The organism is Streptomyces odontomachi (assembly GCF_024435355.1).
GTDB lineage: Bacteria > Actinomycetota > Actinomycetes > Streptomycetales > Streptomycetaceae > Streptomyces > Streptomyces odontomachi.
The window spans coordinates 13,493-37,863 of the sequence record NZ_JAMJWG010000017.1 but is presented as its reverse complement, the minus strand read 5'-3'; the positions used below and the strand labels follow the sequence as shown (position 1 = coordinate 37,863).

Here is a 24,371-nt window from a genome sequence, read left to right as displayed (position 1 = left end):
CTTCTCTCCTTCTGCTCCTACCAGCCCGCGGCCGTACGCAACTGGGCCCGGCTGACGTCGTAGACCCCGGGTACGGCGCGCATCGCGCGCATCAGGGCGGGCAGGCAGGCGGCGTCGGGGAGTTCGAGCGTGTAGGTGTGGCGCACGCGCTGTCTGCTCGGGGGGTCCACCTTGGCCGAGAGGATCGCCACTCCCTCAACGGCGATGGCCTCCGTGAGGTCGGCGAGCAGATGCGGCCGCCCGAACGATTCCGCGAACAGCGTGACCCGGCATGCCGCGCTCTCTCCCCAGTGGACGCCCACCTCCGCGCGCCCCGCGCCCTGCATACGCGGCACCACCGTGCACTCCGCACGGTGAACCGTGACCGCACCGCCGCGCACGGCGAAGGCGGTGACACGGTCCGGCGGGACGGGGGTGCAGCATCCGGCGAGACGGACGGTGGCGCCGGGCAGGTCGACGACGGCGTTGGCGGCGGGACGACGCGCGCTCGGTGTGCCCCCCGGCGTGCGCGACGCGCCCTTCCCGGCCCGTCCGCTTCCTCTTCCTCCGTCGCCGCCGCCGGAAGAATCTCCTTTCCCTCCCGGGGAGTCCGTCCGGACCGCCGCGTCGTCCCCGGCTGAGGCGTCCCCGGAGAGCGGGCCGTCTTCCTCGCCCGCCCCACCGGCACGCGCATCGCTCGGACCGCCGTGCCGACGCCCGGTCTCGTCACCGCCCTGACCGTCGACTTGGCCACCGGCCTGGTCGGCATCCGGCAGCCCGCTCCGGGCACCGCTTCGGACACCGCTCCGGGTGCCGTCGGTTCCCGGGGCGTCCTCCGGGTTGGTCGCGAGCCAGCGTTCGATCGCGATGCGCGCGGCGGGCGTGTGCGCATGGTCCAGCCACTTCCGGGAGGGCCCGGACGAGGGGTCCTGCGCGAGGAGGAGCTGGACGGTGTCGCCGTCGGACAGGACGGTGCCCAGCGACACCAGGCGGCCGTTGACCCGTGCGCCGATGCAGGCGTGCGCGTCCTGCCCGTGCTGGGCGTACGCGGCGTCGACGCAACTGGCCCCCGCGGGCAGGCCGAGGGTGCCGCCGCCCGGCCGGAAGACGGTGATCTCCCGGTCCTGGGCGAGGTCTTCACGCAGCGTCGACCAGAAGGTGTCGGGGTCCGGAGCCGCCTCCTGCCACGCGAGGAGCCGGGACAGCCAGCCGGGCCGGGTGGGGTCGCCCTCCTCGCCGTCTCCGGCTTCCCGCACCGAGGCACGGGAGGAGCCGAAAGAGCGGGACGATCCGGACGAACCCGACGAACTCGAGGCGCCAGCGCCGGCGCCGGCACCGGTTCCCGGTGACCCCGTCGAGTCCGTAGGGCCGCCCGGGCCCTGCTCACCCAGGACAGCCCCCGACGCCGATGCGCCCCCGGCGCCCGCTCCGGCGCCCGCCGGGCCAGTCGCGCGCCCCGGGCCGCCATCGGTGGGTGCAGCAGGTAACGGCAAAGACCGCACCGCCTGCTCGGCAGCACGCGGTTGCGGAGGTTCGGCAGGTCGCTCGGCGTCCGGCACGGGCGGCCCCAACACAACCGGTAGCGCAGCGGGGTTGAGGGCGCGCGCCCCTGACTGCGCCGATGCGTGCACCGCTGGGTGCGCCGCTGCCGGAGCCGGCGCGTAGGGATTCCCCAGGGCGATGACCCCGGCCTCCGCCGTCTTGTGCATCCGGTGGGTCCGGATCAGGACCTGGGCCACCTGACCGTCCGGGCGGGCGACGGCGGTGTGCAGCGACTGGTACAGGTTGAACTTGGGGACCGCGATGAAGTCCTTGAACTCGGCGATGACCGGCGTGAAACAGGTGTGCAGTTCGCCGAGCACGGCATAACAGTCAGCGTCCTCGGCCACCAGGACGAGCAGCCGCCCGAAGTCCGCGCCGCGCAACTCACCGCGCCTGCGGTGGATGCGGTGCACCGAGACGGAGTGCCGGGGCCGGATGTGCACGTCGGCACTGATTCCGGCCTCGCGCAGCACGTCCCTGACGTCCTGGGCGATGTCCGGGAGGGGGTCGTCGCCGCTGGTGGCGTGCGCGGCGATGAGGGCCCGGGTCTCCAGGTACGCGTCGGGTTGCAGGATCGCGAAGACGAGGTCTTCCAGTTCCGCCTTGACGGCCTGCACGCCGAGCCGCTCGGCGAGCGGGATGAGGACGTCCTGCGTGACCCGGGCGATGCGCTCCTGCTTCTCGGGGCGCATGACGCCGAGCGTGCGCATGTTGTGCAGCCGGTCGGCCAGCTTGATCGACATCACCCGTACGTCGTTGCCGGTGGCGACCAGCATCTTGCGGAACGTCTCCGGCTCCGCCGCGGCGCCGTAGTCGACCTTCGCCAGTTTGGTGACGCCGTCGACGAGGTAGCGCACCTCCGCGCCGAACTGCTCGCCCACCTGATCGAGGGTCACATCCGTGTCCTCGACGGTGTCGTGGAGCAGAGATGCGGTCAGCGTGGTGGTCTCCGCGCCGAGTTCGGCGAGGATCAGGGTGACCGCGAGCGGGTGGGTGATGTACGGCTCGCCGCTCTTGCGGAACTGACCGCGGTGCGAGGACTCGGCCAAGACGTAGGCGCGGCGCAGGGGTTCGCGGTCGGCGCGCGGGAAGTGCGCGCGGTGCGCCTCCACCACGTGGGTGATGGCGTCGGGATGTCGGTCGCGGTCGGCGCCGCCCAGCAGCGCGGCACGGCCCAGTCTGCGCAGATCGATTCGGGCCAGGCCACGCCGGCGAGAGGCGTCAGGCGACGGCGGGTCAGGGGGGCAAGTGGCCTCCGCACTCATGGGCACCTCCGGCTGCGTCGTCCGGCGCAAGCGGAGGGGGCTTCGGGGCGGCGACGTCGCTGCTGTCGCCGGGTGAGAAGGCGGGCGGTCCCCCGTCCGGGCCGGTGCTTGATGCTACCGACCCCGGAGGGCGGGACTGACCGAGTCCCGCCCAGCGTGAAATGGATCACTCTAATGAGTGACAGAGCGCGTGTTTAAGATGACGAAGAGTGCTCAAACCACGCGGTATCGATCTCGCCCTCGGCGACGATCACGGCGGGGCCGGTGAGTTCGACCTCGCCGTCCGGGTGCTCCGTGATCGTCAGACGTCCGCCGGGCACGTCCACCGTGTACGTGACGGGGGTCCCGGTGCGGGCCGGGTCGATGCCGTCCCTGCGGGCCGCTGCGACGGCCACGGCGCAGGCTCCGGTGCCGCACGAGAGGGTCTCGCCGGAACCGCGTTCGTGTACCCGCATGGCCACGTGTCCCTCGCCACGGTCCACGACGAACTCCACGTTCACCCCCTGCGGATAGCTGCCGGCGGGGCCGACGGACGGGGGCGTGCGCAGCTCGCCCGCGTGGGTGAGGTCGGCGACGAAGGCGACCGCGTGCGGATTGCCCATGTCCACGTGGCGGGCGGGCCAGCTCCGGCCGCCGACGCTCACGGTGACCTCACCTGCGAGCAGCGCGGCCCGGCCCATGCCGACGGTGACGGGCGCGTCGTCGGCGGCTCCGTCCCCGTTCCCGTCTGCCTTGCCGAGGTGTGCACGCTTCACCCCGGCGCGGGTGGCGATCGCGAGATCGCCTTCGGCGACGAGCCCGGCCCGCTGGAGATAGCGGGCGAAGACCCGCACGCCGTTGCCGCACATCTCGGCGAGCGAACCGTCCGCGTTGCGGTAGTCCATGAACCACTCGGCCTCGGGCGCCATGGAGCGCGCCTCGGGGTGCTCGGCGGAGCGCACCACCCGCAGTACGCCGTCGGCGCCGATGCCCGCCCTGCGGTCGCACAGCGCGGCGACGGCGGCGGGCGACAGGTCGAGGGAGTTCCCGGGGTCGGGGAGGATCACGAAGTCGTTCTGTGTGCCGTGCCCCTTGAGGAAGGCGATCCGCGTGCTCATGCCTCGATCGTACGAGGTGGGTGCGGCACCGTGTCGCGCGGCGGGCGCGGCCGGGATCCGACGGGCCAGGCCTGGCGGTGCCGGGGGCCTCAGCGGAGCCGGGCCACCCGCCACACCGCGAGCACCGCGGCGCCGGCGACCACCACCGCGTAGGCGACGATCACCCGCCAGTCGGGACGGCGACCGGAGCCGCGCTGCGGCAGGCCCGGCCAGGTGGAACCGGCGCGGCGCGCCGCCAGCACGCCCCAGCCGGCCGCACACGCGCAGATCAGCAGACCGAGCATGGCCACCACGGCACCGCTGTCGCCGAACTCGAACGCGAGCGGGAAGGCGAACATCAGCGAGCCGACCGCGGCCAGCACCACGATCGGCGCGAGCTGCCAGATGCGGAGCCTGCGCTGCGGGCGCAGCTCCACCTCCACCTCCCCGTCCGCGGGGAGCTCACCGGGTTCGGTGCCGTCGTCGACCGGACCGTCGGGGGCGCTGCCGGGGCCGTCCGGTGTGAGCCCGTCGCCGGGCATCGGACCGTCGTCGACGGTCAGCTCGGCGGGGTCGGGGCCGACATCGGGGTCCTGTGCTGTGTCGTACTCCCCGCCCTGTGCGGTGTTGCGAGGGCCGGCCTCCATCGCCACGCGCCCTCCCACTCGGACTCCACTGGTCGATCGATGGTCGATGATGGCACGCCGCCGGGGACCCGGATGGCGGCCAGAGCGTCCCGATGCCATCACGTGATCAGGCTGTGACCGGTCCTGCCACCAACGTGAGCGCCCGTTTGGAGAGTTCCTGGCGATCGGCCGCGGCGCCGCTCAGCCAGTGCACCCGCGGGTCGCGTCGGAACCAGGAATCCTGGCGCCGCGCGAAGCGTTTCGTGGCGCGCACGGTCTCCGTGCGTGCGTCCTCCTCGGTGCACTCCCCCGCGAGCGCCGCAAGCGTCTGCTGGTAGCCGAGTGCCCTGGAAGCCGTGCGCCCCTGTCTCAGGCCCTGCGCCTCCAGCGCCCTCACCTCCTCCACGAGCCCACCCTCCCACATGCGGTCGACCCGGGCCGCGATGCGCTGGTCCAGCTCGGGGCGGCCCACGTCGACCCCGATCTGGACGGTGTCGTAGACCGAATCGTGACCCGGGAGGTTGGCGGTGAAGGGCCGGCCGGTGATCTCGATGACCTCCAGCGCCCGCACGATGCGCCGGCCGTTGCTGGGCAGGATGGCGCGGGCCGCCGCGGGGTCGGCGGTGGCGAGGCGGGCGTGCAGCGCGCCGGAGCCGCGCAGCGCCAGCTCGGCCTCCAGCAGCGCGCGGACCGCCGGGTCGGTGCCGGGGAACTCCAGGTTGTCGATGGCCGCCCGGATGTACAGGCCCGAGCCGCCGACCAGGATGGGGGTGCGCCCGGCGGCGAGCAGCCGGTCGATCTCCGCGCGCGCCATCCGCTGGTACTCGGCGACGCTCGCCGTCTCGGTCACGTCCCAGACGTCGAGCAGATGGTGCGGGACACCGGCCCGCTCCTGACAGGTCAGCTTCGCCGTGCCGATGTCCATGCCCTGGTAGAGCTGCATCGAGTCGGCGTTGACGACTTCGCCGCCGAGCCGTTGGGCGAGGAAGACGGCAAGGTCGGACTTTCCTGCCGCGGTCGGTCCTACCACGGCGACAACGCGGGGCGTGGGGGATGCACTACTCACGGTCCCAGTCTCGCAAACCTCCCACCCTCGCTCGAACGAGTTAGGTGACGCGCCCCGCCCGGGGTCGTTGCCTGTTGCGAGGTCTCAGCGCGCCGACGGCCCGGGAGGCTGCCTTGCGGCATCGCATGGGGGGCGTTTCCCACACGTGTTTCTCACGACGTTTCCGCCTGGTCGCCCCGTGGGCGTGCCCCGCGTGCGCTGCCGGACGCCGGTGCGCGGCACGGGTGGGCGGCGGCAGGGGCCGACTTGGTGCCGCGGGTTACGGCCACGCGGCGACGACAGGAGTCGACATGAATTTCTTTTCACGGTTCTTCCGCCGGTCACGGGACATCGCGGAGGTGGCGTCAACACCGCAGTCCGGCGCGGACACTCCGTTGGCCGAGTCCACGGAGGGGGTGGGGGCCGAGGTCTCTGCCACTGCTGCGGCGGGTGTCAGCGTTCCTGCGGATGTCGACGGTCCGGATGTCGACGGTCCGGGTGTCGATGGTCCTGCGGATACCGATGCTGTGACGGATGCCACGGTCGAGGCCGAGCCGTCCGGGTCGTCTGAGGCGTCCGAGCCCACCGGTGGTGCGGCCGGCGATGCGCCCCGCACGGAGACGGCCGAGATCCCGCGGCAGCAGTCCGCCGAGACCGCGGCCGACCGGGAGTCGGGCGAGGGCGCCCACCCGTAGCGGTGCCGGGCCCGCTGCCGGCGCGGGCCCGTGCCTCAGGTGCCGGCTACGTCCACGCGGCGACCAGGTAGCCGACACCGTAGGGGGCGTCGTCGTGGAGGAGCGTGCCGTGCAGGCCTGCCTCCTTGGCGGCGCCCGCCAGTACCTGCCAGGCGGGGCGGCCGGCCGCCTGTAGCTCGCTGGCCAGCGCAGCGTCGACGGACTCCAGGGCGGGCACGTCCGCGGTGGCCAGCGCGGCCGCGACCGCGGCGTCGAAGTCGGCGGCGCGCTCGTCGAAATAGCCGGGCGCCTTGAGCGAGCGGCACGCACTGGCGTCGCCCACCACCAGCAGCGCCAGTCGCTCGGGTCCCGCCGCGAGCTCTGCCCCGATCGCCACGCACTGGCCGCTGTCCATTTGCTCCCCCACGGCGAGCCCGGTCACCGGCGCGGTGGGCCGGCCGGCGTGGGCGAGCAGCCAGGCGCCCACGGCGAGGGACGGAGGCAGACCGGGTTGTGCGGAGGTGGCGTCCGGGGCGGTGGTGGGGTCCGCCTGTGCATAGGTCCGCTGCTGGTGTGGGGGTGGCCCGAGCCGTACGTCGACGTCCACGCCGAAGCCCCGGAAGGATCCCTGGGCGCCCTGTGGATAGCTCGCGCTGCCGTTTCCGTTCGTGGGTCCGACGATGACGAGCCGGTCCGGCCTTGTCTGTGCCAGCTCCCCAAGTGCCCGGGTGCAGGCGGACCTGACGTCGTCCAACTCGGGTGCGGCGCCCGCCGCGACCTCCGGGACGATCAGCGGGGGGCAGGGGCAGACGGCGGCGGCGACAAGCATGATCCTGAGCGTATCCCGGCGGGTGCCCTGGACCGTCAGTTCACCGGCACCCAGCGGCGGTCCTGCTGGGGGGTACCTCCCACGCCCTCAAGGCCGTGGGGGAGCACATACCCCCACGGCACCTTCCGTCTCAGACGCGGCTCTCCCCCGGCGGGTCCTCGTCCCGCCGGGCGGGCTCCGATCGTCCTGGTGCAACGGGCGCTCCCGGTGCGCGGGAAGGGTGCCCGGGGCCTTCAGTCGCAGCCGCAGCCGCCTGCGGGAGCGGCCGGCAGGGGTTCGGGGGCGCCCACCTTTGGGAGGCCCAGCATCACGCTTGCTGCCTGTGCGGCGGCCTTGTCCTCCGTCTGGCGTTTCTCCCAGGCGTCTCCGGCCCGTGTGCGGCGCACGTCCAGGACGGGGCCCTCGGCGAGGAGATGGTGCGGGGCGGCGTAGGTGATCTCGACGGTCACCACGTCGCCGGGGCGCACCTCGGTGTCCGGCCTGGTGAAGTGCACCAGGCGGTTGTCGGGGGCCCGGCCGGTCAGCCGTCGGGTGGCGTCGTCCTTACGGCCCTCGCCCTTGGAGACCATCAGCTCGAGGGTGCGGCCGACCTGCTTCTTGTTCTCCGTCCAGGAGATCTCCTCCTGGAGGGCGACCAGCCGCTCGTAGCGCTGCTGGACGACCTCCTTGGGGACCTGTCCGGGCATCTCGGCGGCCGGGGTGCCGGGGCGCTTGGAGTACTGGAAGGTGAAGGCCTGGGCGAACCTGGCTTCGCGGACCGCGTGCAGGGTCTGTTCGAAGTCCTCCTCGGTCTCGCCGGGGAAGCCCACGATGATGTCGGTGGTGATCGCGGCGTGCGGGATCGCCTCGCGCACCTTGCGGATGATGCCGAGGTAGCGCTCCTGCCGGTAGGACCGGCGCATCGCCTTGAGCACCTGGTCGGAACCGGACTGCATGGGCATGTGCAGCTGCGGCATCACGTTGGGTGTCTCGGCCATCGCCGCGATCACGTCGTCGGTGAAGTCGCGCGGGTGCGGGGAGGTGAAGCGGACGCGCTCCAGGCCCTCGATGTCGCCGCAGGCGCGCAGCAGCTTGCTGAAGGCCTCGCGGTCGCCGATGTCCGACCCGTAGGCGTTCACGTTCTGGCCGAGCAGGGTGATCTCCGACACGCCTTCGGAGACCAGTGCCTCCACCTCGGCGAGGATGTCGCCGGGGCGGCGGTCCTTCTCCTTGCCGCGCAGCGCCGGGACGATGCAGAAGGTGCAGGTGTTGTTGCACCCGACGGAGATCGAGACCCAGGCGGCGTAGGCGCTCTCGCGGCGGGTGGGAAGCGTCGAGGGGAAGGCCTCCAGCGACTCGGCGATCTCCACCTGGGCCTCCTGCTGGACGCGGGCGCGCTCCAGCAGGACCGGCAGCTTGCCGATGTTGTGCGTGCCGAAGACGACGTCCACCCAGGGTGCCCGCTGCACGATGGTGTCGCGGTCCTTCTGGGCGAGGCAGCCGCCGACGGCGATCTGCATGCCGGGGCGCTTCGCCTTGACGGGGGCGAGCCTGCCGAGGTTGCCGTAGAGGCGGTTGTCGGCGTTCTCCCGCACCGCGCAGGTGTTGAAGACGACGATGTCGGCGTCCCCGTCGGCGCTCTCGGGCGCGCGCACGTAGCCCGCGTCCTCCAGCAGCCCGGCGAGCCGCTCGGAGTCGTGGACGTTCATCTGGCACCCGTAAGTGCGGATTTCATAGCTCTTGGTTTGCTGAACACCCACTGCGATGCTCCGGTCGCTGCTGCTGGTCACCCCTCAAGAGTAGGTGCTCGGTGAGCCGCCGCTGCGGTGACCGACCACGTCTCCCGGCGCACGGCAGCAGCGCTCGGTGATCCCCCGATTACCTGAGAGGTAATTGAGGCCTGGTCAGAGCCGTCATTACTGTCCCTGACACGGGCCGCAGCGAGGGATGAGCGGGGAGGTTGGGTTGACAGCACGTCGGCGTACCGACGAGGAAAAGGGTGGGGCGCACGCGCCGGCCGGGCTGCGGTGGTACCGGAGTGATCCCCCGCTGCCGAGGAGCGCCCGTCCGGCCCTGGAGAAGATACTGATCGGCCATGAGCCGTTCCCCGCGCTGATCACCGACTCGTGCTGGAACATCGTGGCCCTGAACCACACGATGCAGTTGTTGATCGACGACGTCGCGGCCCACCTGCGGAAACCGCCGGCCAACTTCCTGCGTATCGTCCTGCACCCCGAGGGCCTGGCGCCGTACCTCTCCGATCCCTGGCGGGTGCGGGGAAACATCCTGCGCTCGGTGCGGCAGTGGCATGCGATGACGGGTGACCGGCGGCTCGGGCGGCTGGAGGCCGATCTGCTCGCCTATCCCGTGGTGTCGCTGGGTGGCGAGGGACCGGCCGAAGCGGCGCCGTTCCCGTGCGTGCCGATCGGGCTGTGGCGCGACGGCCAGCTCCTCAACTTCTTCCACGTGGTCACCTCCTTCGGCCACCGGCCGGGCAGCGTCTCGTCCCGGATCGGTGCCGGCTCCAACGCCCTCGACGGCATCGCCCTCGAATCGTTCCTGCCCGCAGACGCCGAGACCCGGGCGGTGCTCGATTCCCCGGGGCACGCGTGGGCCGGCACCTCCCGCCTGTTCGCATCCGCCCAGCGCACGCCCCGTTCGACGGCGCGTGCACAACGAAAGGAAGGCACCATGACGACAGCCCGGACCGCGGGCACCGCGCCGCTGGTGGGCACGGAAGGCAATGACCGGCTGCTGCGTCTCGCCCTGGTGGCCGACGCGATCCTCACCGGCGTCAACGGCATCGGCTATCTCGCACTGGCCACCGTCCTGGACTCGGTCCTGGGGGTGGAGCGTGCGGTGCAGTACCCCATCGGCGTGTTCCTCACGGTGTACGCGCTGTGGGTGTTCTTCGTCGTGCGGCAGGAGCACATCAAGCGTGCCGCCGCCCTCGTCGTGATCACGCTCAACGCCCTGTGGGCCGTACTGAGCATCGTGGCGGCGGCCACGGACGCCTTGGGGGCCACGGGAGTGGGCACGGGGTGGGTCGTTCTGCAAGGGCTGGTCGTCGGAGCGATGGCGGCCCTCCAGTACGTGGGGCTGCGCCGCTTGTGAACAGCGCTGCCCCACGTGGACGGGCCCCACGCTCCTTCGGAGCGTGGGGCCCGAGCCGTTGGCGTCACCCGGTTCAGACGGTGGGCGGCAGGGCGTCGACCACCGTCACCTCATGGGGCAGCCGGTCGGCCGGCAGCCGCTCGGCCAGCCAGCCGGACAGCGCCGCGGCCTCGAGCGGGCGTGCGGTGCCCACCGCTGCGGCCACCGGGCGCGGGTCGTCCGCGTATTCGGGTCGGACGGCCTGGAGTGCGTACCGGCCGGTGCCGCGCAGCAGGTCCTCCTCGGCGACGTTCGTCCGGAAACCGTTGGCGCCCAGCAGTTCCCTGATCTCGGTGACCCGCCCCTCGGTCGGGGTGCCCTTCTCGTCGTGGATCTCCATGCTGATCTGCTGCACCAGCGACCAGTGGTGTTCCTGGACGCCGCGCAGCAGGTCCAGTTCGGCCCGCTGGACGTCGATCTTCAGCAGGTCGACGCGGGGGACGTCGAGTTCCTCGACGACGTCAGAGAACGTGCGCAGCGTGCAGCGCCGCTCGGTGAGTTCGAAGTCCTTGGCGACCAGGGCCTCCACCTGGTTCAGGTGCTCCTCACGTCCCGGTGCCCCGGTGGCGCGGGAGTTCTCGACGTACAGCTTGATCAGGTCGACCTCGTTGTCCAGGTCGGCGTAGTCGCTGCGGCACGACATGATCGAGATGCCCGGGTAGAAGTTGAAGCCGATCTCCTGCCGGCGGTCGGAGAGGCCGTACTGCAAGAGCGTCGTCCGGGTGCCGTGCCGTTCCACGTTGTGCCGTAGCACGTCGTAGACGTCGGGCACCGGCTCGAAGGCGAACACCTGCGCGGAGGGGCAGCGGGCCCCGACGAACAGGCTGAACATGCCGATGTTCGCGCCCACGTCGAAGACGACGGCGTCCTCGCGCAGGGTGATGCCGCCCTGGAGATACGCCTCGGCGGTGAAGATCTCGTCGTACAGGAAACGGGTCTCGTGCGGATTGATCTCGGCCAGCTCGCTCAGCGGCCCGGCCGGCGAGAGGTCCTCCGGGTGGTTCCACCCCTGCACGCGCACGCTCAGGCGCCCGTCGGCACCCCGCTCCACACCTGCCCGGGCGACCCCCGGGTAGCGCAGGACCAGTTGCTCCAGGTCGGCGGTCTCCCGCTGTGCGGCGTCCGGCGAGGTCATCGTTTCCACCTTCTTGTTTCCTCCCTGTCGTGGTCTGCTCTGTTCGACGTGTGCGTGCACCCTCGGGGCCGGCCGGGTGGGCTGCCGTGGCCGTCTTGGGCGCACGCCTAGGCGGACCTGCCCACACCGACCGGCCTGCGGGCCATCGAGAGGCGCTCTGCGCCACCGAGCGCCGGGTCCTGGTTGAGGATCGCCAGCAGGCACCTCTTGACGCTCGGTGAAGGCTCCATGCCGTACTCCTCCACCAGCCGGGTGCGGAACTCGTTGTAGGTCTGTACCGCCTCCGCCTGCCGTCCGAGGCGGTAGAGGCACACCATGAGCCATTCGAAAAGGCGCTCGCGCCATGGTGTGAGGAATGCCAGTTTTCGCAGTTCGCCGACTGCTTGGGCATGACCGTCGATGGTGATGTCGAGCTGGATGCGGTCCTCGACCGCGCTGAGCCGGTCCTCCTCCAGCTGTGCCGCGACGCTCTGGCAGATCGGGCCGCCGGTGACACCCTGCAAGGCCGGGCCCTGCCAGAGGGTCAGGGCCTGGTGGAGCAGGCCCCTGGCGGTTTCCGGGTCGCTGCCCATCAGGGCCCGGGCCTGCCGCGTCAGCGAGCTGAACAGGTGCACGTCCACATCGAGGGGGTCGATGTCCAGGACGTAGCTGGACGGTCGGGTGATGAGCCTGCGGGAGACGAACTCGTCGCCGAGTTCGGCGCGCAGGAACTTGCGCAGCCTGGCCACCTGAGCCTGCAAGGCATTCCCGGGGCGGGCCAGCGTCGTCTCGTCTTCCCATAGTTCATCGAAGAACTGGTTCTTGGTGACCGGTTGACCGGCATTGAGTAAGAGCAGCGCCAGCAAGGTGCACTGACGCGCGCCCTGAACGGCGGTGAAGCAATCAGCGTTGGTTATTCCCACGGAGCCGAGAATTCTAAATGCCATGTGTCCCCCGCGCTTAATCGTCCGACGGTTACATGGGCACCCCGGTAGAATGTTCAACCTCTGGCAGGCGCCCTCGGCTGGTCCGATCCTCGCCCGAGTAATTGCTGGTGTCTATTACCGATCCAGTAATTGACATCGGGCGACGAGCGCAGCTATAAGGGGGAGACACACTGGCGCGCAAAGAGCACTTAAAATTATGCGGCCCGTCGAGCCGGAAGGCAATGCAGCCGTACGGCTGCCGCCGGCCGACCGCCGGGCCACACACATCAGACTACCTGTGGCGCCGCGTCTCCGCGCGCTTCCCGGCTCACTCGACCGAGGAATCGGGCCACTTCCGCATAGGACTCCCAGACGGAGACCTCCAGGTACGGAATACCGTGCTCCGCACAGTAGTCGAGGACCATCGGTCGCACCCGCCGCAGGTTTACACGTGGCATGGCGGGGAACAAGTGGTGCTCGACCTGGTAATTGAGTCCGCCATAGAGAAAGTCCGTCAGCCGTGTGGACCTGATGTTCCGGGATGTCAGCACCTGCCGGTGCAGCCAGTCCAGCTGGACGTCGTTGCGGTGGACCACCATTCCCTTGTGGTTCGGGGCGAACACGGCACCCAGGTACAACCCGAACACCGCCTGGTTGAGCAGGATGAAAACCACCGCCTTGACCGGCGACAGCACGCTGAACACGGCCGCCACACCGACGACGGCGTGCACCGCGATCAGGCCGAGCTCCAGCACCGGCCGGCGCAGTTGTCCCGCGCGTGCCGCCTTGAACCCGGAGGCGTGCAGGCGCCATGCCTCCTGGCTGAGCAGCACGAAGAACATCACCGACTGGAATCGGATGATGAACCGCCGGAAGCCGGTGGTCGCCTTCGCCGGGACCTCGTCCACGTCGAAGATCACCTGACGGCGCATCGTGTCGGGATCGCGGTCCAGGTTGTTGGGATTGCTGTGATGACGGTTGTGGTGGTTGATCCACCATCCGTAGGCGGTGCCCATGAGCAGGTTCATGTGCACGGCGCCCAGGATCTCCGAGGGCACCTTCGACTTCGAGATCTGCTTGTGACCGGTGTCGTGCGCGATGAAGCCCGTCTGCACGAAGGCCAGCGCGAGCACCACCGCCGTCACCAGCTGCCACCAGGTGTCCCCGAACCAGAACAGGGCCGCCCAGCAGGCCGCGAAGAGCAGCAGGTTGGAGGCGATCTTCAGGGTGTAGTAGTTGTTTCGGGGCTCCATCAGCCCCTTCTCCTTGACCCGCTCGAAGAGCTCTTCGAAGGTGCCGGTCGGTGAGAGGACCAGCATGTCCTGTCGCGCGGGCATGCGCGTTCTCCTTCGTATCGAACCGAATTCTGCATTTCCCCGGGGACGCCCCCCGGACCCCCCGGCCGGAAGGGCAGGCCGGCCGGGGTGACCGGCGCGGACATCGCGCGGGAAACCCGAGCGGCGGCGCGGTCGGGCCGCGGTGAACGGTCAGGCCGCGGTGAACACGAGGACGGCGTTCTGCCCTCCGAATCCGAAGGAGTTGCTCATCGCGACGTCGATGGGCAGCTCCCGCGGCGTCTTCGCCGCCACCTCGACCTCGATCGCCGCGTCGAGGCTGTCGAGGTTCGCCGTCGGGGGTACGGTGCCGTGCTCGACGGCGAGGACGGTGAGCGCCGCCTCGATGGCGCCGGCCGCGCCGAGCGAGTGGCCGGTCACGCCCTTGGTCGACGTGACGACGGCGTCCGACCCGAGCACCCGCTTCAGGACGTGGGCCTCGGTCAGGTCGTTGAGCGGCGTCGACGTGCCGTGCGCGTTCACGTGGTCGACCTCGTGCGGTGCGACGCCGGCGCTGTCCAGCGCCGCCCGGATGGCCAGTTCGGCGCCCCGGCCCTCGGGATCCGGCGCGGTGGCGTGGTGGGCGTCGGCTGAGGCGCCGTACCCGCCGAGCCGGGCCCGTACCCGGGCGCCCCGGGAGCGTGCGTGGGCCGCCGTCTCCAGGACCAGCACCCCGGCGCCCTCGGCCGCGACGAACCCGTCCCGGTCGGCGTCGAAGGGGCGGGAGGCCGCCGCCGGGTCCGCGCGGCGCCGGGAGAGCGCCCCCATCCGCGCGAAGCCCGCCATGACGGTCGGGGTCAGGCTCGACTCCGTGCCGCCGGTGATGACCACGTCGCACGCCCCCGAGCGGAGCATGTCCCGGGCCACGCCGATCGCCGTGGCCCCCGAGGCGCAGGCCGTGGCGGTCACCAGGTTGGGGCCTCGGGCGCCCACCTCCATCGCGACGTAGCCGGACACCATGTTGACCGCGGACATCGGCACCAGCATCGGGGAGACGGCCTGCGGTCCCGCCTCGTGCAGGCTGCGGACCTGCTGCTCGAAGGTCGAGGTGCCGCCCAGGGCGTTGCCGAGGACCACGCCGACCCGGGTGGCGTCGCAGGACCGGGCGTCCTGCGGGTTCAGCCCGCTGTCGGCCAGGGCCTCGCGGGTGGCCGTCAGCGCCAGCTGCACATACCGGTCGAGCCGCCAGGCGCGGCGCCTGCCGAACTGGGCGACCGGGTCGTACCCGGGCACCCGGCAGCTGAAGTCGACGGTGTGCCCGTCCAGTTCCGGGTCGGGGGCCGCGGTCGGCTCGCCGCTCAGCGCACGCGACCAGGTCTCCGCCACCCCCACCCCGGCCGGGGTGACCAGACCCAGTCCGGTGACCACCACGTCGGGCGCACCGGAGCCGCGGGTCGGTGTCACGCCAACGCCTTCTTCTTGCCGTCGATGAGGGCGATGAGGTCCTTCACCGTGGAGTCGGCGTCGACCTCCTCGTCCTCGATCGTCACCTGGAACTCGCCCCCGGCGACGAGGGCGAACTCGACCATGGCCAGGGAGTCCAGGTCGAGGCTGCGCATCGTGGCGTCCTCGTTGACCTCCTCCGGTTCGACCCCGAACCGATTGACCAGGATGTCGCTGATCTGGTCGAGAACACTCGGCATGACTGTCTCCGTTTCGAGAGGGGTGTTTTCTGCGGGGCGTTTTCGTGCGGGGTGGTGCGGTCGACGGCCTGGCGTACGTCCGGTCAGACGACGTCCAGCTCCGGCCAGCGCAGGGTGGTGGAGCCCCAGGCGAGCCCGCCGCCGAACGAGGTGAGCACCACCCGCTGGCCCGGCCGCAGGGTGCCGTCCGCGACCGCGTCGTTCAGCAGCAGCGGCACGGAGGCCGCGGCCGTGTTGCCGACCCGGTCGATGTTGCTCAGGAACGTCTCGTGCGCCATGCCCAGCTGGTCGGCGAGGGCGTGCAGGATGCGGGAGTTGGCCTGGTGGGCGGCGACGCGGTCGACGTCGGCCATGGTCCACCGGGCCCGCCGGACGGCGCGCTGCACCGATGCGGTCATCCGCAGCACGGCGTGCTTGAACACCGCACGCCCCTGCATGGTGAAGTAGTGGTCGTCGGCGCGGGTCGGTACGCCGCCGGCGCGCTGCGCCGACCCGCCCGCGGGTATCTCGATCAGCTCGGCGTGCTCCCCGTCCGTGCCGAGGTCGAACGGACCGAGGGCACCGGGCTCGTCGGGCTCGCCGGAGCGCAGCACCACGGCGCCGGCGCCGTCCCCGAAGATCACGCCGGAGCCGCGGTCGGTCGGGTCGAGCAGCGTGGAGAACGCGTCCGCGCCGATGACCAGGGCGTTGCCGACCGTGCCGGAGACGATAAGACCGGCGGCGACGGACAGCGCGTAGACGAATCCCGCGCACACCGCCCCCACGTCGAACGCCGGGACGGCGGTCATGCCGAGCCGGGCCGCCACCAGCGGGGCGGTGGCGGGGCACGGCTGGTCAGGGGTGGTGGTGGCGAGCACCACCACGTCGACGGAGTCGAGGTTCGCGGACTTCAGGGCCCGGGCCCCGGCCTCCACGGCGAGCGAACCGGTGGACATGCCGGCTTCGATGAAGTGGCGCTGCCCGATGCCGGTACGGCTGCGGATCCAGGCGTCGGAGGTGTCCAGACGTGTCGCGAGCTCGTCGTTGGTGACCACCCTCGGGGGTAACCAGGCGCCGATTCCGGACAGCACGGCGGCGGTACGGCCGTGCCGCGCCGGCGTCACAGCGCCTCCGCAAGACCCATGTACTTCAGCCGCTGCGCCTTCATCTCGTCGGACCAGCGGTCGGCGGTCTCCTGGCGCTCGTCCGGCGTGGTGTCCAGCAGCCGGCGGCCCGGCCACACCTCGTAGTCCCCGACGAGGTCGCCGTACCGCTCCAGGCCCTCCTGGAACTTCACCTCGCGCCAGTGCACCAGGTCGTGGGTGGGCAGGTACTCCCACATCTTCATGCCGTTGTGGATCAGTTCGAGCACCCGGTCCTTCTCCTGGGGGTGGTCGAGCAGGTACTGGCGGGCGATGGCGGCGCCCACCGTCAGATGGCGGATCTCGTCGATGCCGGCGCCCTTGTCGATCTCCGCGGCCGCCGGGTCGATCGGGCGCCACTTGCGCTCGCTCAGCTCGGCGGCGGGCGCGAGCGCGCCTTCCAGGATGATGGTCATCATGACCACGCCGCCGATGTAGTCGCGGTCGTCCCGCATGATCTCCAGGCTGCGCTGCTCGAGCGGTGCCAGCACGCTGTCCTGGTAGGGGGAGGCGAACTCCTGGATGGCCTGGTTCAGGCGCTGCGCGGGGACCCCGAGCGCCAGCAGGTGGTTGCGGAAGATCATCGAGTGCCGGGCCTCGTCGAGCACCTGGGTGCTGTAGAACTCCATGCCGTCGATGTCCGGCGCGATGGGGACCAGGTAGGCCAGCACCCGGGCGGCCTTCTCCTCGGCGAGCGCGCGGAAGGCGTACTCCTGGGTGATGGCCTCGTAGAACGGGCCTTGGCGCATGTGCTCGCCGACCTTCAGGGCGGGGTCGTGGCCGTCAGGCCGGCCGCGCAGGGTGCCCTGCGGCACCGCCTGGATCCAGTAGCGGAGGTTGCAGTCCGCCGCGGTCAGCTCCAGGTCCATGGCCCCTTCCAGCAGGCCGGGTGCGCGGTCCCAGTCCGCCTCCGCGGGGATGACGTCGGTCATGGGGTGTCCTCCTCGATCCGAATGCGTTCGGGGTGCAGATGGCCGGCGAAGTAGAGCAGCGGGGTACGCCCGCGGTCGCAGCCGAAGTCGGTCACGGTGCCGAGCACGATGACGTGGTCGCCGGCCTCGACCAGGTCGCGGACGCGGCAGTGCAGCCAGCTGACGGTCCCGGTGAGGCGCGGCACGCCTCCCTCACCTGGCGTGCAGCCGATGCCGTGGAACTGGGCAGGACCGGTCTTCTTGGCGCGGCTGGCGAAGTGCCGGGCCACGGCCGACTGGTGGCCGGCGAGCACGTTGACCGCATAGCTGCGGTGTTCGGCGATGCGGGTCAGCAGGGAGCTGCCGCGCGCCAGGCAGATGGCCACCAGCGGGGGGTCGTGGGAGACGAAGGAGAACGCGCTCACGGTGCTGCCGTGCGCCGTCTCACCGCTTCCCGTGGTCACCACCGACACGCCCGTGGGGAACCTTCGCGCGGCGTGCCATGCCGTCGACTCGACCAGCTCGGCGGCCCGTTCCGGCTGGGTGCGGATCGTTCCGGTGGGCGTCGTCATGACGCGGCGGACTGCTGGGCGGCGGCGCCGACGGGCAGCCGCGCGGGCTCGCCCTCGATCTCGCTGACCAGGTCGGCGAACTTCGGGTGCGCCACGGGTTCGAAGCTCACCCGGAACGGCTTGAGGAAGTTGCCGAACAGCGCGCGGTCCCCGCACAGGTGGATGGGCAGCGCGAGCAGCGCCCATTCGCTGCCGAACAGCAGCCCCCACAGCAGCGCCACGACCGCCTGGGTGGCCATGCTGTGCATGGTGTTGTAGAGGACGTGGTACGCCTTCGAGATCCGTTTGGTCTCGCTGCGGTGGAAGGCGATGGCACCCGGGATGTAGCCGATCAGGTCGATGTAGACGAACAGCAGCGCGAACGGCCACCACCTGATGTCGTCCAGGTGCTTGAAGAGGAAGTAGAAGCTGACCACCAGGGCGAAGAGGTACTCCAGGCGGATCAGCCGGTAGGTCGTCTTGGTTTCGAAGCGGTTGAGGGCATCCATCAGGCGCTCCTCCCTGTGACGAGTGGTTGGGTCGGGGTCGGGGAAGAAGAGCCGGGCAGGTCGGTGAGGGCTTCGCCGCCCTCCAGCACGCTGATGCGGCCGAAGAGTCCCTCCAGTACCGAGCAGAGGGCCCGCTTGATCACGCGTTCCGCGATGGGGTCCATGATCCCGACCAGGCTCTCGATGCCGAAGTCGTAGGTGACCTCGAAGAACACCTCGGTGCCGGGGTCCGTCGGGGTCAGCCGCCAGTGGCCGCGGAACTCCTCGAAGTCCCCGTCGGTCTGGTCGAACTCGATGGTGAGCTGCTCCGGGTCCAGCACCTCGGTCTCGTTCCAGCGCATGACTCCGCGCCGGAAGTTGACCTCCCAGTCACTGTCCCGGGGGCCGTCCGAGGACGGGCCCTGATGGGTCTCGACGACGTGGATGTCCTCGGCCAGGTCGGCGAAGCGCGTGAAGTCGGCGATGGCCTCGAAGGCGGCACCGGACTCCTGGCCCTCCAGGGCCACACGTAGGTGGATGGTTCGCACGCTGGGTACTCCTGTGGTCGGTCGTACGGTCGGCGGGCGGAGGTGGGGCGGGGTGCTGCGGGCGCCGTGCGGTGTGCGCGGGCGGCCTCAGGTCAGCACCGCGCGTGCGGCCTGCTCGAAGGCGTCGAGGAGGAACTGCACGTCGGACGGCTCCAGTACGGCCGGGGGTGTCAGCCGCATGACGCTGGCGGAGTTCAGCGAGTGGTTCGCGAGCACGCCCGCGCCGATCAGCTCCAGCAGCAGCTCACCGGCGAGCCCGGGCACGGTGAACTCCAGGCCGATCAGCAGCCCGGCACCGCGCACCTCGCGCACCCGCTCGCCCAGCGTGGCGCGGGCGATCCGCTCCAGCTCGGTCAGCAGCAGCTCGCCCAGCTGCGCGGAACGCTCCACCAGGGCGTCCTCCTTGAGGGCGGCGATCGCACCGCACGCGGCGGCCATCGCCAGCGGATTGCCGGAGAACGTCGAGGTGTGGATGAACGGGTCCTTGTCGAAGGGCTTGAACGCCTCCCGGGTGGCGACCATCGCCGAGACCGGCACCACACCGCCGGCCAGGGCCTTGCCCACCAGCATCACGTCCGGGAGCACCCCCTCGCGGTCGGCGCCCCACCAGGTGCCGAGACGGCCGAGCCCGGTCTGGATCTCGTCCAGCACGAACAGCGCGTCGTACTGGCCGCAGAGCCGGGCCACGTCCCGCAGATAGCCCTCCGGCGGCACGATCACGCCGGCCTCGCCCTGCACCGGCTCGACGATGACGCACGCCTCGCCGGCGTACTGGGCCAGCTCCTTCTCCAGGGCCTCGGCGTCGCCGTAGGGCACGTGCGAGACCTGCGGCAGCAGCGGCCTGAAGGGCTGCTGGAAGACGTCCTTCGCGGTGAGGCTGAGGGCTCCCATGGTCTTGCCGTGGTAGCCGAGCTCCATCGAGATGAGGTGGGTCTTGCCCTGGGCGCGGGCCAGCTTGATCGCGGCCTCCACGGCCTCCGCGCCACCGCTCGCGAAGTGCACCTTCTCGAGTCCCGCCGGCACGACCTCGACCAGCGCCTGCGCGGCGGCCACGACGGTCGGCTCGAGCAGCAGCCGGGTGGCGACCGGGTTGGTGTTCAGCTGCCGGGTCACCTCGGCGACGACGCGGGGGTGGCGGGCGCCCATCAGGAAGACGCCGTATCCACCGCAGTTCAGGATGCGCCGGCCGGCCGCGGTCTCGATCCACGGGCCCTGCGCGGACACCTCGACGTCGCCGCCGAACATCTCGCCGAGCGAGGCGCGTCCCTTGCTCAGGTAGCGGCGGTAGCGGTTCACCAGATCGTCGGTGGCGACGGCCGCGGGGGCGTCGGTGGGAAGAGTCGTCATCGTTGTGTTCCCCCCTGCTTCAGGCCACGACCAGCGGCTGGCCGGTCCAGTAGTCGAGCAGGCCGTCGAGGGTGCTGGTGCGGGACGGCGGGTGGAAGGCGATCGCGCGGGTCGCCGCGGCCAGGTAGGCGACGTCCGACGAGGAGATGAAGGCCATGCCGCCGAGCAGCTCCACGGCCTGCGCGGTGGCCTCGGCGATCAGGCGCTGCACCGCGAAGCGGCTGACCAGCGCGGCCGCGAGGCCGTCGTTGTCGGTGTCGTCGTCCATGACCCGGCGGGCCAGGCCCTCGGTGAGGTGGGCGGCCGTCTCGATGGTCATGGCCAGCTGGGCGCGGTCGGCCGGGGCGCCGCGGCCGCGCCGCAGCACCCGGTCGACGAGGGAACTCGCCATGCCGGTGTAGGCGGCGCACACGATCATCTGGAACCAGATAAGACCCACCTCCTGGAGCTCGCTGAGCGCCTCGGCCAGCTCGGCGGGCGGCTGGAGGATCTGGCGGCCGGTCACGAACACGTCGTCGAGGCGCAGCTCGTTGCTCTCCGCGCCGACCAGCACGGGCGTGTTCCAGAAGGGGTGGATGCTGATCCCGGGCGTGTCGGCGGGCAGGATCAGGAAGCCCATCTCCGACGAGCCGTCGGGCTGGGGCATCCCCACGCTCGCGGTGATCAGGTCCATGGACCTCGACAGGCTGCACGGCTTCTTGGAGCCGGTGAGCAGATAGCCGCCGTCCACCGGCCGGGCCTGCATGGTCGGGGTGAGGATGCCCTGGTTGGTGCGGCCCTCGGCGAACGCGGAGCACACCAGCAGGCGTTCGGCCGCGACACGCTTGAGCAGCATGTCGTCCAGGTCGGTGCCGGCCGCGAAGGTGTCGGCCACCCCGAACAGGGTGCCGATCGAGAAGTGGTGCATCGCGGTGGCGACGGACAGGGACGGGGCCACCGCGCCCAGCGCCCGCACCACCCGGGCCGCCTGGAGGGCGGTGGCGTCCTGGCCGCCGAACGCGGCCGGCACGAGCAGGTTGGACCCGCCGTGGTCACGGAAGATCCCGATGGCGGGACCGGACTCGGACTCCAGCTCGGTGAACGGCACGTCCGAGAGGGCGCCCAGCAGTCCGGGTATCAGTGACTCACAGGTCTCGCGATCGACTTGCATGAACTCCATTGCTGCTCCTCGATGTCGTGGGGCCCTGCGCACGCGGCCAGGGCAGGCGTCGGCCGCGGCAGGGCAGGCGTCGGCCGCGGCAGGGCGGACGCGGGGCACTCGGGGACGTGCGGGGAACCGGCTAGCGGGCCCGGTCCGTGCCTGCGAGTTCGGCGTACGCGCCGAACACCGCCTCGCGGGGGCGCACGCCTTCGGCGCGTGAGACGCCCTGGAGGTGGGTGGTGCGCAGCATGGGGTAGTTGGCCTCGCCGAACACCCCTCCGGTGCGGCCGGTGCCGCCGTGCGTGGGCAGGTAGGACAGGAACCCGATGTGCGAGTCGTTGACCTTCAGCAGGCCGCCGTTGGAGACCTCGTCCACGAACCGGTCGGCGACCTTCGGGTCCGCGGTCCACAGCGAGTTGCGCAGCCCGTAGGGGTTGCTGTTGACGTGCGCGAGCATCCGGTTCAGCAGGTCCTCGTCGGTGCCGTCCTCCGGCACGATGACCGGCAGCAGCGGGAAGAACGTCTCCTCGGCCACCGCCTCGATCTCCCGGCAGCGCTCCAGGCCGTCCACCCGCAGCACGGTCGGTTCCAGGAAGAGTCCCGTGTCGGACGGCGTGCCGTCGGTCTCCAGGCGGCGCGCTCCGTGCACGAGGCCGGCGCCCTTCTCCAGCGCGTCCTGGACGTACCGGAAGAAGCGCTCGCTGCGCAGCACCGGGGAGAGCAGCGCGCCGGGGTCCTCCGGCAGGCCGGGCCGGATCAGCGACGTGGTGAGCCGCAGCCGTTCCAGGAGCCGGTCGGCGATGGCGGGGTGCACCAGCACCTGGTTGGGCACCATGCAGATCTGTCCGGAGCCGAAGAAGCACTCGACGAGGGCCTCGCAGGCCGCTTCGAGGTCCGCGTCCCGCCAGATCAGTACGGCGTCGTTCCCGGCGAGTTCCAGGATCGGCTTCTTGCCGTGCGTCACGCAGTCCTGCTCCAGTTGCAGGCCGGTGCTCACCCCGCCGGTGAAGAAGATGTCGTCGATGTACGGGCTCTCCAGCCAGCTCTTGATGGTGGGTCCCGGGCGGGAGCAGAAGACGTTGAGCGTGCCGGGCGGCGCGCCCGCCTCCGCGAGGGCCGGAGCCACCAGCTCGCGCATCGCGTACATGACGCCGAGCGGGGCGCTGCGCGGGGCCCTGACCACCACGGTGTTCCCGGCGAGCAGCGGGGTGATGCCGAACAGGGCGCTGCTGGCGGGGGCGTTCTGCGGTGGGTTGACGGCGACGACGCCGTCCGGCACCCGGCGGAGGGTCATCCTGCGGTTGCCGTGCTCGATGTGCTGCTCCAGCTGGGCGGCACACAACCGGAGGGTCTCTTCGCTGAAGATCTCCAGCAGCCCGGCCACCTGCCACTCCGCCAGGGAGCGCGGGTTGCCCTCCGCGATGAGCAGATCGACGAAGTGCGCGTGGTGGCGGTGCAGGCGCTCGCGGATGGCGCGGCCCACGCCGAGCCGGCGTTCCAGCGGGACGCGGCGCCAGAGGGGTGCCGCTTCGGCCGCGCTGCGGGCGGCCCGTGCGATGGTGTCGTCATCGGCGAGGGCGCAGCGCCCCACCACGAAGTCCTCGGCCTCGGCGGGGTCCACCGTGCCGCGTTCCAGTTTGCGCTTGAGTGTCAGGGTCTTGAAGACATCGTCCAGTATGGCCGACGTCTTGACCGTATATACGTGTTTTTCGGATGTCTCCTCGCAATCGGCTATCAGCGAAGCATAGTCCGGAAAGGCAAGCCGGGAGGAATACGATGCTTCGAAAACCGCTTGTCCAGAGATCCCCGTGCGAGATTCCACGGTTGGGGTCTTCCTTCCCAGGTTCCAGTGGCCGAGGAGGCGGAGAAAGGCCGCGGACACAATCAGACACAGTCGAAGTGGGTGCAACTCGGCACGACTTCGATTCTGGCAGCGCCGGCTGATACCTCCCTGACACGGTCCTGACCGATCAGACCCGTGCGACGACGCGAGACCATCCGCCAAAAAGCGGAATATCGGCGTCCTGATGTTCGTAAGGCCGCAGCAATAGCAGGAAGTACCGCTCCACGCCCTAACACAGCGTTTCGGCCACCTTGCGCCGGGCGGTCAAACAGATACCGAAGCGGTTTGCTGCAAATTTCTCTGTGCCTTCGCTAATAGCTTGCCTACTATGACCGAATGCGCAGGCACACGATGACCCAGGGAATCGGTCCGATGCTGCGGGAGTGGCGTAAGAGACGCAATCTGAGCCAGCTTGCGCTCGCCCTCCAGGCAGATACGTCCAGCCGTCATCTCAGCTTCATCGAGACCGGACGAGCTGTGCCCAGCCGAGAACTCGTGCTGCGGCTTGCCGACCAACTCAACGTACCGATACGTCAGCGCAACTCACTGCTGATGGCCGCGGGATACGCCCCCGCCTACGAAGAGACCCCGATCAGCGAGACCCACATGGACCGGGCCAACGAGGCGATCGACCGCCTCCTGAACGGCCATGAGCCGTATCCGGCGCTGGTCTTCGACTCCATATCCGACCTGCGCCGGGCCAACAGATCGGCACTGGCGCTGCTGGACGGCATCGCCGACGAGCTGCTGGTGCCGCCGATCAACATCATGCGGGTGGCCCTGCACCCGGAGGGCCTGGCTCCGCGGATCCTCAACTTCGCCGTGTGGCGCGGCCATCTGCTGGGCCGACTCCGCCGGGAGGCCGTGCTCACCAACAACGAGCGGTTGGCGACCCTGTACGACGAGGTCAGCAGCTACCGCTACGCCAAGAGCGTGTTCGACCCGGCGCGCGAGATGGAGCCGGACATGCCGGACGGCCAGTCCATCGCGATCCCGCTGCGCATCCGCGCGCTCGGCTCCGAACTCAGCCTCTTCAGCGCCCTCACCGTCTTCGCCGCGCCCGTCGACATCACCCTGTCGGAGCTGACCATCGAGACCTTCTACCCGGCCGACGCGCACACCGCCACGGTGCTGCACTCGCATCTCCAGCTGGCGGGAGCGGACGAGCCGGCGCCCGACCAGCTCGTGGCACTCCGCGCCGCTCCCTGATGCCCGGGGAGCCCGGCTCCCCGGCGA

General features: G+C 70.8%; 22 protein-coding genes. 3 read left to right on the top strand and 19 right to left on the bottom strand.

The annotated features are described in order from the left end of the window. Positions 1-17: 17 nt before the first annotated feature. The 4 genes from NQO67_RS29845 to miaA form a co-directional block, all read right to left on the bottom strand. Positions 18-2,786, bottom strand: a complete 2,769-nt coding sequence (locus tag NQO67_RS29845; RefSeq protein WP_255953434.1) for a RelA/SpoT family protein — start codon at positions 2,784-2,786, stop codon at positions 18-20. A gap of 194 nt (positions 2,787-2,980) precedes the next feature. Next, positions 2,981-3,883 (bottom strand): diaminopimelate epimerase, encoded by a 903-nt coding sequence (gene dapF, locus NQO67_RS29840; RefSeq protein WP_255953433.1) that lies wholly within the window; start codon positions 3,881-3,883, stop codon positions 2,981-2,983. A gap of 89 nt (positions 3,884-3,972) precedes the next feature. Then, a complete protein-coding gene (locus tag NQO67_RS29835) occupies positions 3,973-4,509 on the bottom strand; it encodes a hypothetical protein (RefSeq protein WP_255953581.1) in 537 nt (178 codons plus the stop codon). A gap of 106 nt (positions 4,510-4,615) precedes the next feature. Continuing rightward, positions 4,616-5,554, bottom strand: coding sequence for a tRNA (adenosine(37)-N6)-dimethylallyltransferase MiaA (miaA, locus tag NQO67_RS29830; protein ID WP_255953432.1), 939 nt, complete (start codon positions 5,552-5,554; stop codon positions 4,616-4,618). Between the two features lie 506 nt (positions 5,555-6,060). Between miaA and NQO67_RS29825 the strand changes: the two genes are divergently transcribed. After that, a complete protein-coding gene (locus tag NQO67_RS29825; protein ID WP_255953431.1) occupies positions 6,061-6,228 on the top strand; it encodes a gliding motility protein in 168 nt (55 codons plus the stop codon). A gap of 46 nt (positions 6,229-6,274) precedes the next feature. Here the strand turns inward: NQO67_RS29825 and NQO67_RS29820 are convergent, their stop codons facing one another. Beyond that, positions 6,275-7,036, bottom strand: coding sequence for a class III extradiol dioxygenase subunit B-like domain-containing protein (locus NQO67_RS29820; RefSeq protein ID WP_255953430.1), 762 nt, complete (start codon positions 7,034-7,036; stop codon positions 6,275-6,277). 233 nt (positions 7,037-7,269) lie between these two features. Then, the gene (gene miaB, locus NQO67_RS29815) at positions 7,270-8,724 is read right to left on the bottom strand and encodes a tRNA (N6-isopentenyl adenosine(37)-C2)-methylthiotransferase MiaB (protein WP_255953429.1); all 1,455 of its coding nucleotides are present in this window, start codon (positions 8,722-8,724) and stop codon (positions 7,270-7,272) included. 256 nt (positions 8,725-8,980) lie between these two features. Here miaB and NQO67_RS29810 point away from each other — a divergent pair, with 256 nt between their 5' ends. Beyond that, positions 8,981-10,129, top strand: coding sequence for an MmyB family transcriptional regulator (locus NQO67_RS29810; protein WP_255953428.1), 1,149 nt, complete (start codon positions 8,981-8,983; stop codon positions 10,127-10,129). A 73-nt stretch (positions 10,130-10,202) separates the two neighbouring features. Here NQO67_RS29810 and NQO67_RS29805 read toward each other — a convergent pair whose 3' ends face one another. From NQO67_RS29805 to NQO67_RS29745, 13 genes are all read right to left on the bottom strand, one after another. Beyond that, on the bottom strand, positions 10,203-11,303 hold the full coding sequence (locus NQO67_RS29805; RefSeq protein ID WP_255953427.1) for an FkbM family methyltransferase: 1,101 nt from the start codon (positions 11,301-11,303) through the stop codon (positions 10,203-10,205). A gap of 107 nt (positions 11,304-11,410) precedes the next feature. Continuing rightward, complete coding sequence (locus NQO67_RS29800; protein ID WP_255953426.1) at positions 11,411-12,205, bottom strand: AfsR/SARP family transcriptional regulator; 795 nt, start codon at positions 12,203-12,205, stop codon at positions 11,411-11,413. Positions 12,206-12,495: 290 nt separating this feature from the next. Then, entirely contained in the window at positions 12,496-13,545 is a 1,050-nt protein-coding gene (locus tag NQO67_RS29795) for a fatty acid desaturase family protein (RefSeq protein WP_255953425.1), read from the bottom strand. Positions 13,546-13,695: 150 nt separating this feature from the next. Beyond that, positions 13,696-14,946, bottom strand: a complete 1,251-nt coding sequence (locus NQO67_RS29790) for a beta-ketoacyl-[acyl-carrier-protein] synthase family protein (protein WP_255953424.1) — start codon at positions 14,944-14,946, stop codon at positions 13,696-13,698. Then, entirely contained in the window at positions 14,943-15,185 is a 243-nt protein-coding gene (locus tag NQO67_RS29785) for a phosphopantetheine-binding protein (RefSeq protein ID WP_255953423.1), read from the bottom strand. The genes NQO67_RS29790 and NQO67_RS29785 overlap by 4 nt, the downstream gene beginning before the upstream one ends. An 83-nt stretch (positions 15,186-15,268) precedes the next feature. Continuing rightward, positions 15,269-16,288, bottom strand: a complete 1,020-nt coding sequence (locus tag NQO67_RS29780) for a beta-ketoacyl-ACP synthase III (RefSeq protein WP_255953422.1) — start codon at positions 16,286-16,288, stop codon at positions 15,269-15,271. Further along, positions 16,285-17,238 carry a VlmB-like protein gene (locus NQO67_RS29775; protein WP_255953421.1) on the bottom strand — a complete coding sequence of 318 codons (954 nt, stop codon included), beginning with the start codon at positions 17,236-17,238 and terminating at the stop codon, positions 16,285-16,287. Before NQO67_RS29775 ends, NQO67_RS29780 begins: the two co-directional genes overlap by 4 nt. Next, positions 17,235-17,789: a flavin reductase family protein gene (locus NQO67_RS29770; protein ID WP_255953420.1), complete on the bottom strand. Its 555-nt coding sequence runs from the start codon at positions 17,787-17,789 to the stop codon at positions 17,235-17,237. The genes NQO67_RS29775 and NQO67_RS29770 overlap by 4 nt, the downstream gene beginning before the upstream one ends. Next, entirely contained in the window at positions 17,786-18,277 is a 492-nt protein-coding gene (locus NQO67_RS29765; RefSeq protein WP_255953419.1) for a hypothetical protein, read from the bottom strand. Before NQO67_RS29765 ends, NQO67_RS29770 begins: the two co-directional genes overlap by 4 nt. Continuing rightward, a complete protein-coding gene (locus tag NQO67_RS29760; protein WP_255953418.1) occupies positions 18,277-18,804 on the bottom strand; it encodes a type II toxin-antitoxin system RatA family toxin in 528 nt (175 codons plus the stop codon). Before NQO67_RS29760 ends, NQO67_RS29765 begins: the two co-directional genes overlap by 1 nt. 87 nt (positions 18,805-18,891) lie before the next feature. Further along, positions 18,892-20,151: an aspartate aminotransferase family protein gene (locus NQO67_RS29755; RefSeq protein WP_255953417.1), complete on the bottom strand. Its 1,260-nt coding sequence runs from the start codon at positions 20,149-20,151 to the stop codon at positions 18,892-18,894. Positions 20,152-20,170: 19 nt separating this feature from the next. Beyond that, a complete protein-coding gene (locus NQO67_RS29750) occupies positions 20,171-21,310 on the bottom strand; it encodes an acyl-CoA dehydrogenase family protein (protein WP_255953416.1) in 1,140 nt (379 codons plus the stop codon). 121 nt (positions 21,311-21,431) lie between these two features. Beyond that, positions 21,432-22,913, bottom strand: a complete 1,482-nt coding sequence (locus NQO67_RS29745) for an aldehyde dehydrogenase family protein (protein WP_255953415.1) — start codon at positions 22,911-22,913, stop codon at positions 21,432-21,434. A 558-nt stretch (positions 22,914-23,471) separates the two neighbouring features. On the opposite strand from NQO67_RS29745, the gene NQO67_RS29740 reads away from it, so the two are divergent. Then, on the top strand, positions 23,472-24,344 hold the full coding sequence (locus NQO67_RS29740) for a helix-turn-helix domain-containing protein (protein WP_255953414.1): 873 nt from the start codon (positions 23,472-23,474) through the stop codon (positions 24,342-24,344). Positions 24,345-24,371: the final 27 nt, after the last annotated feature.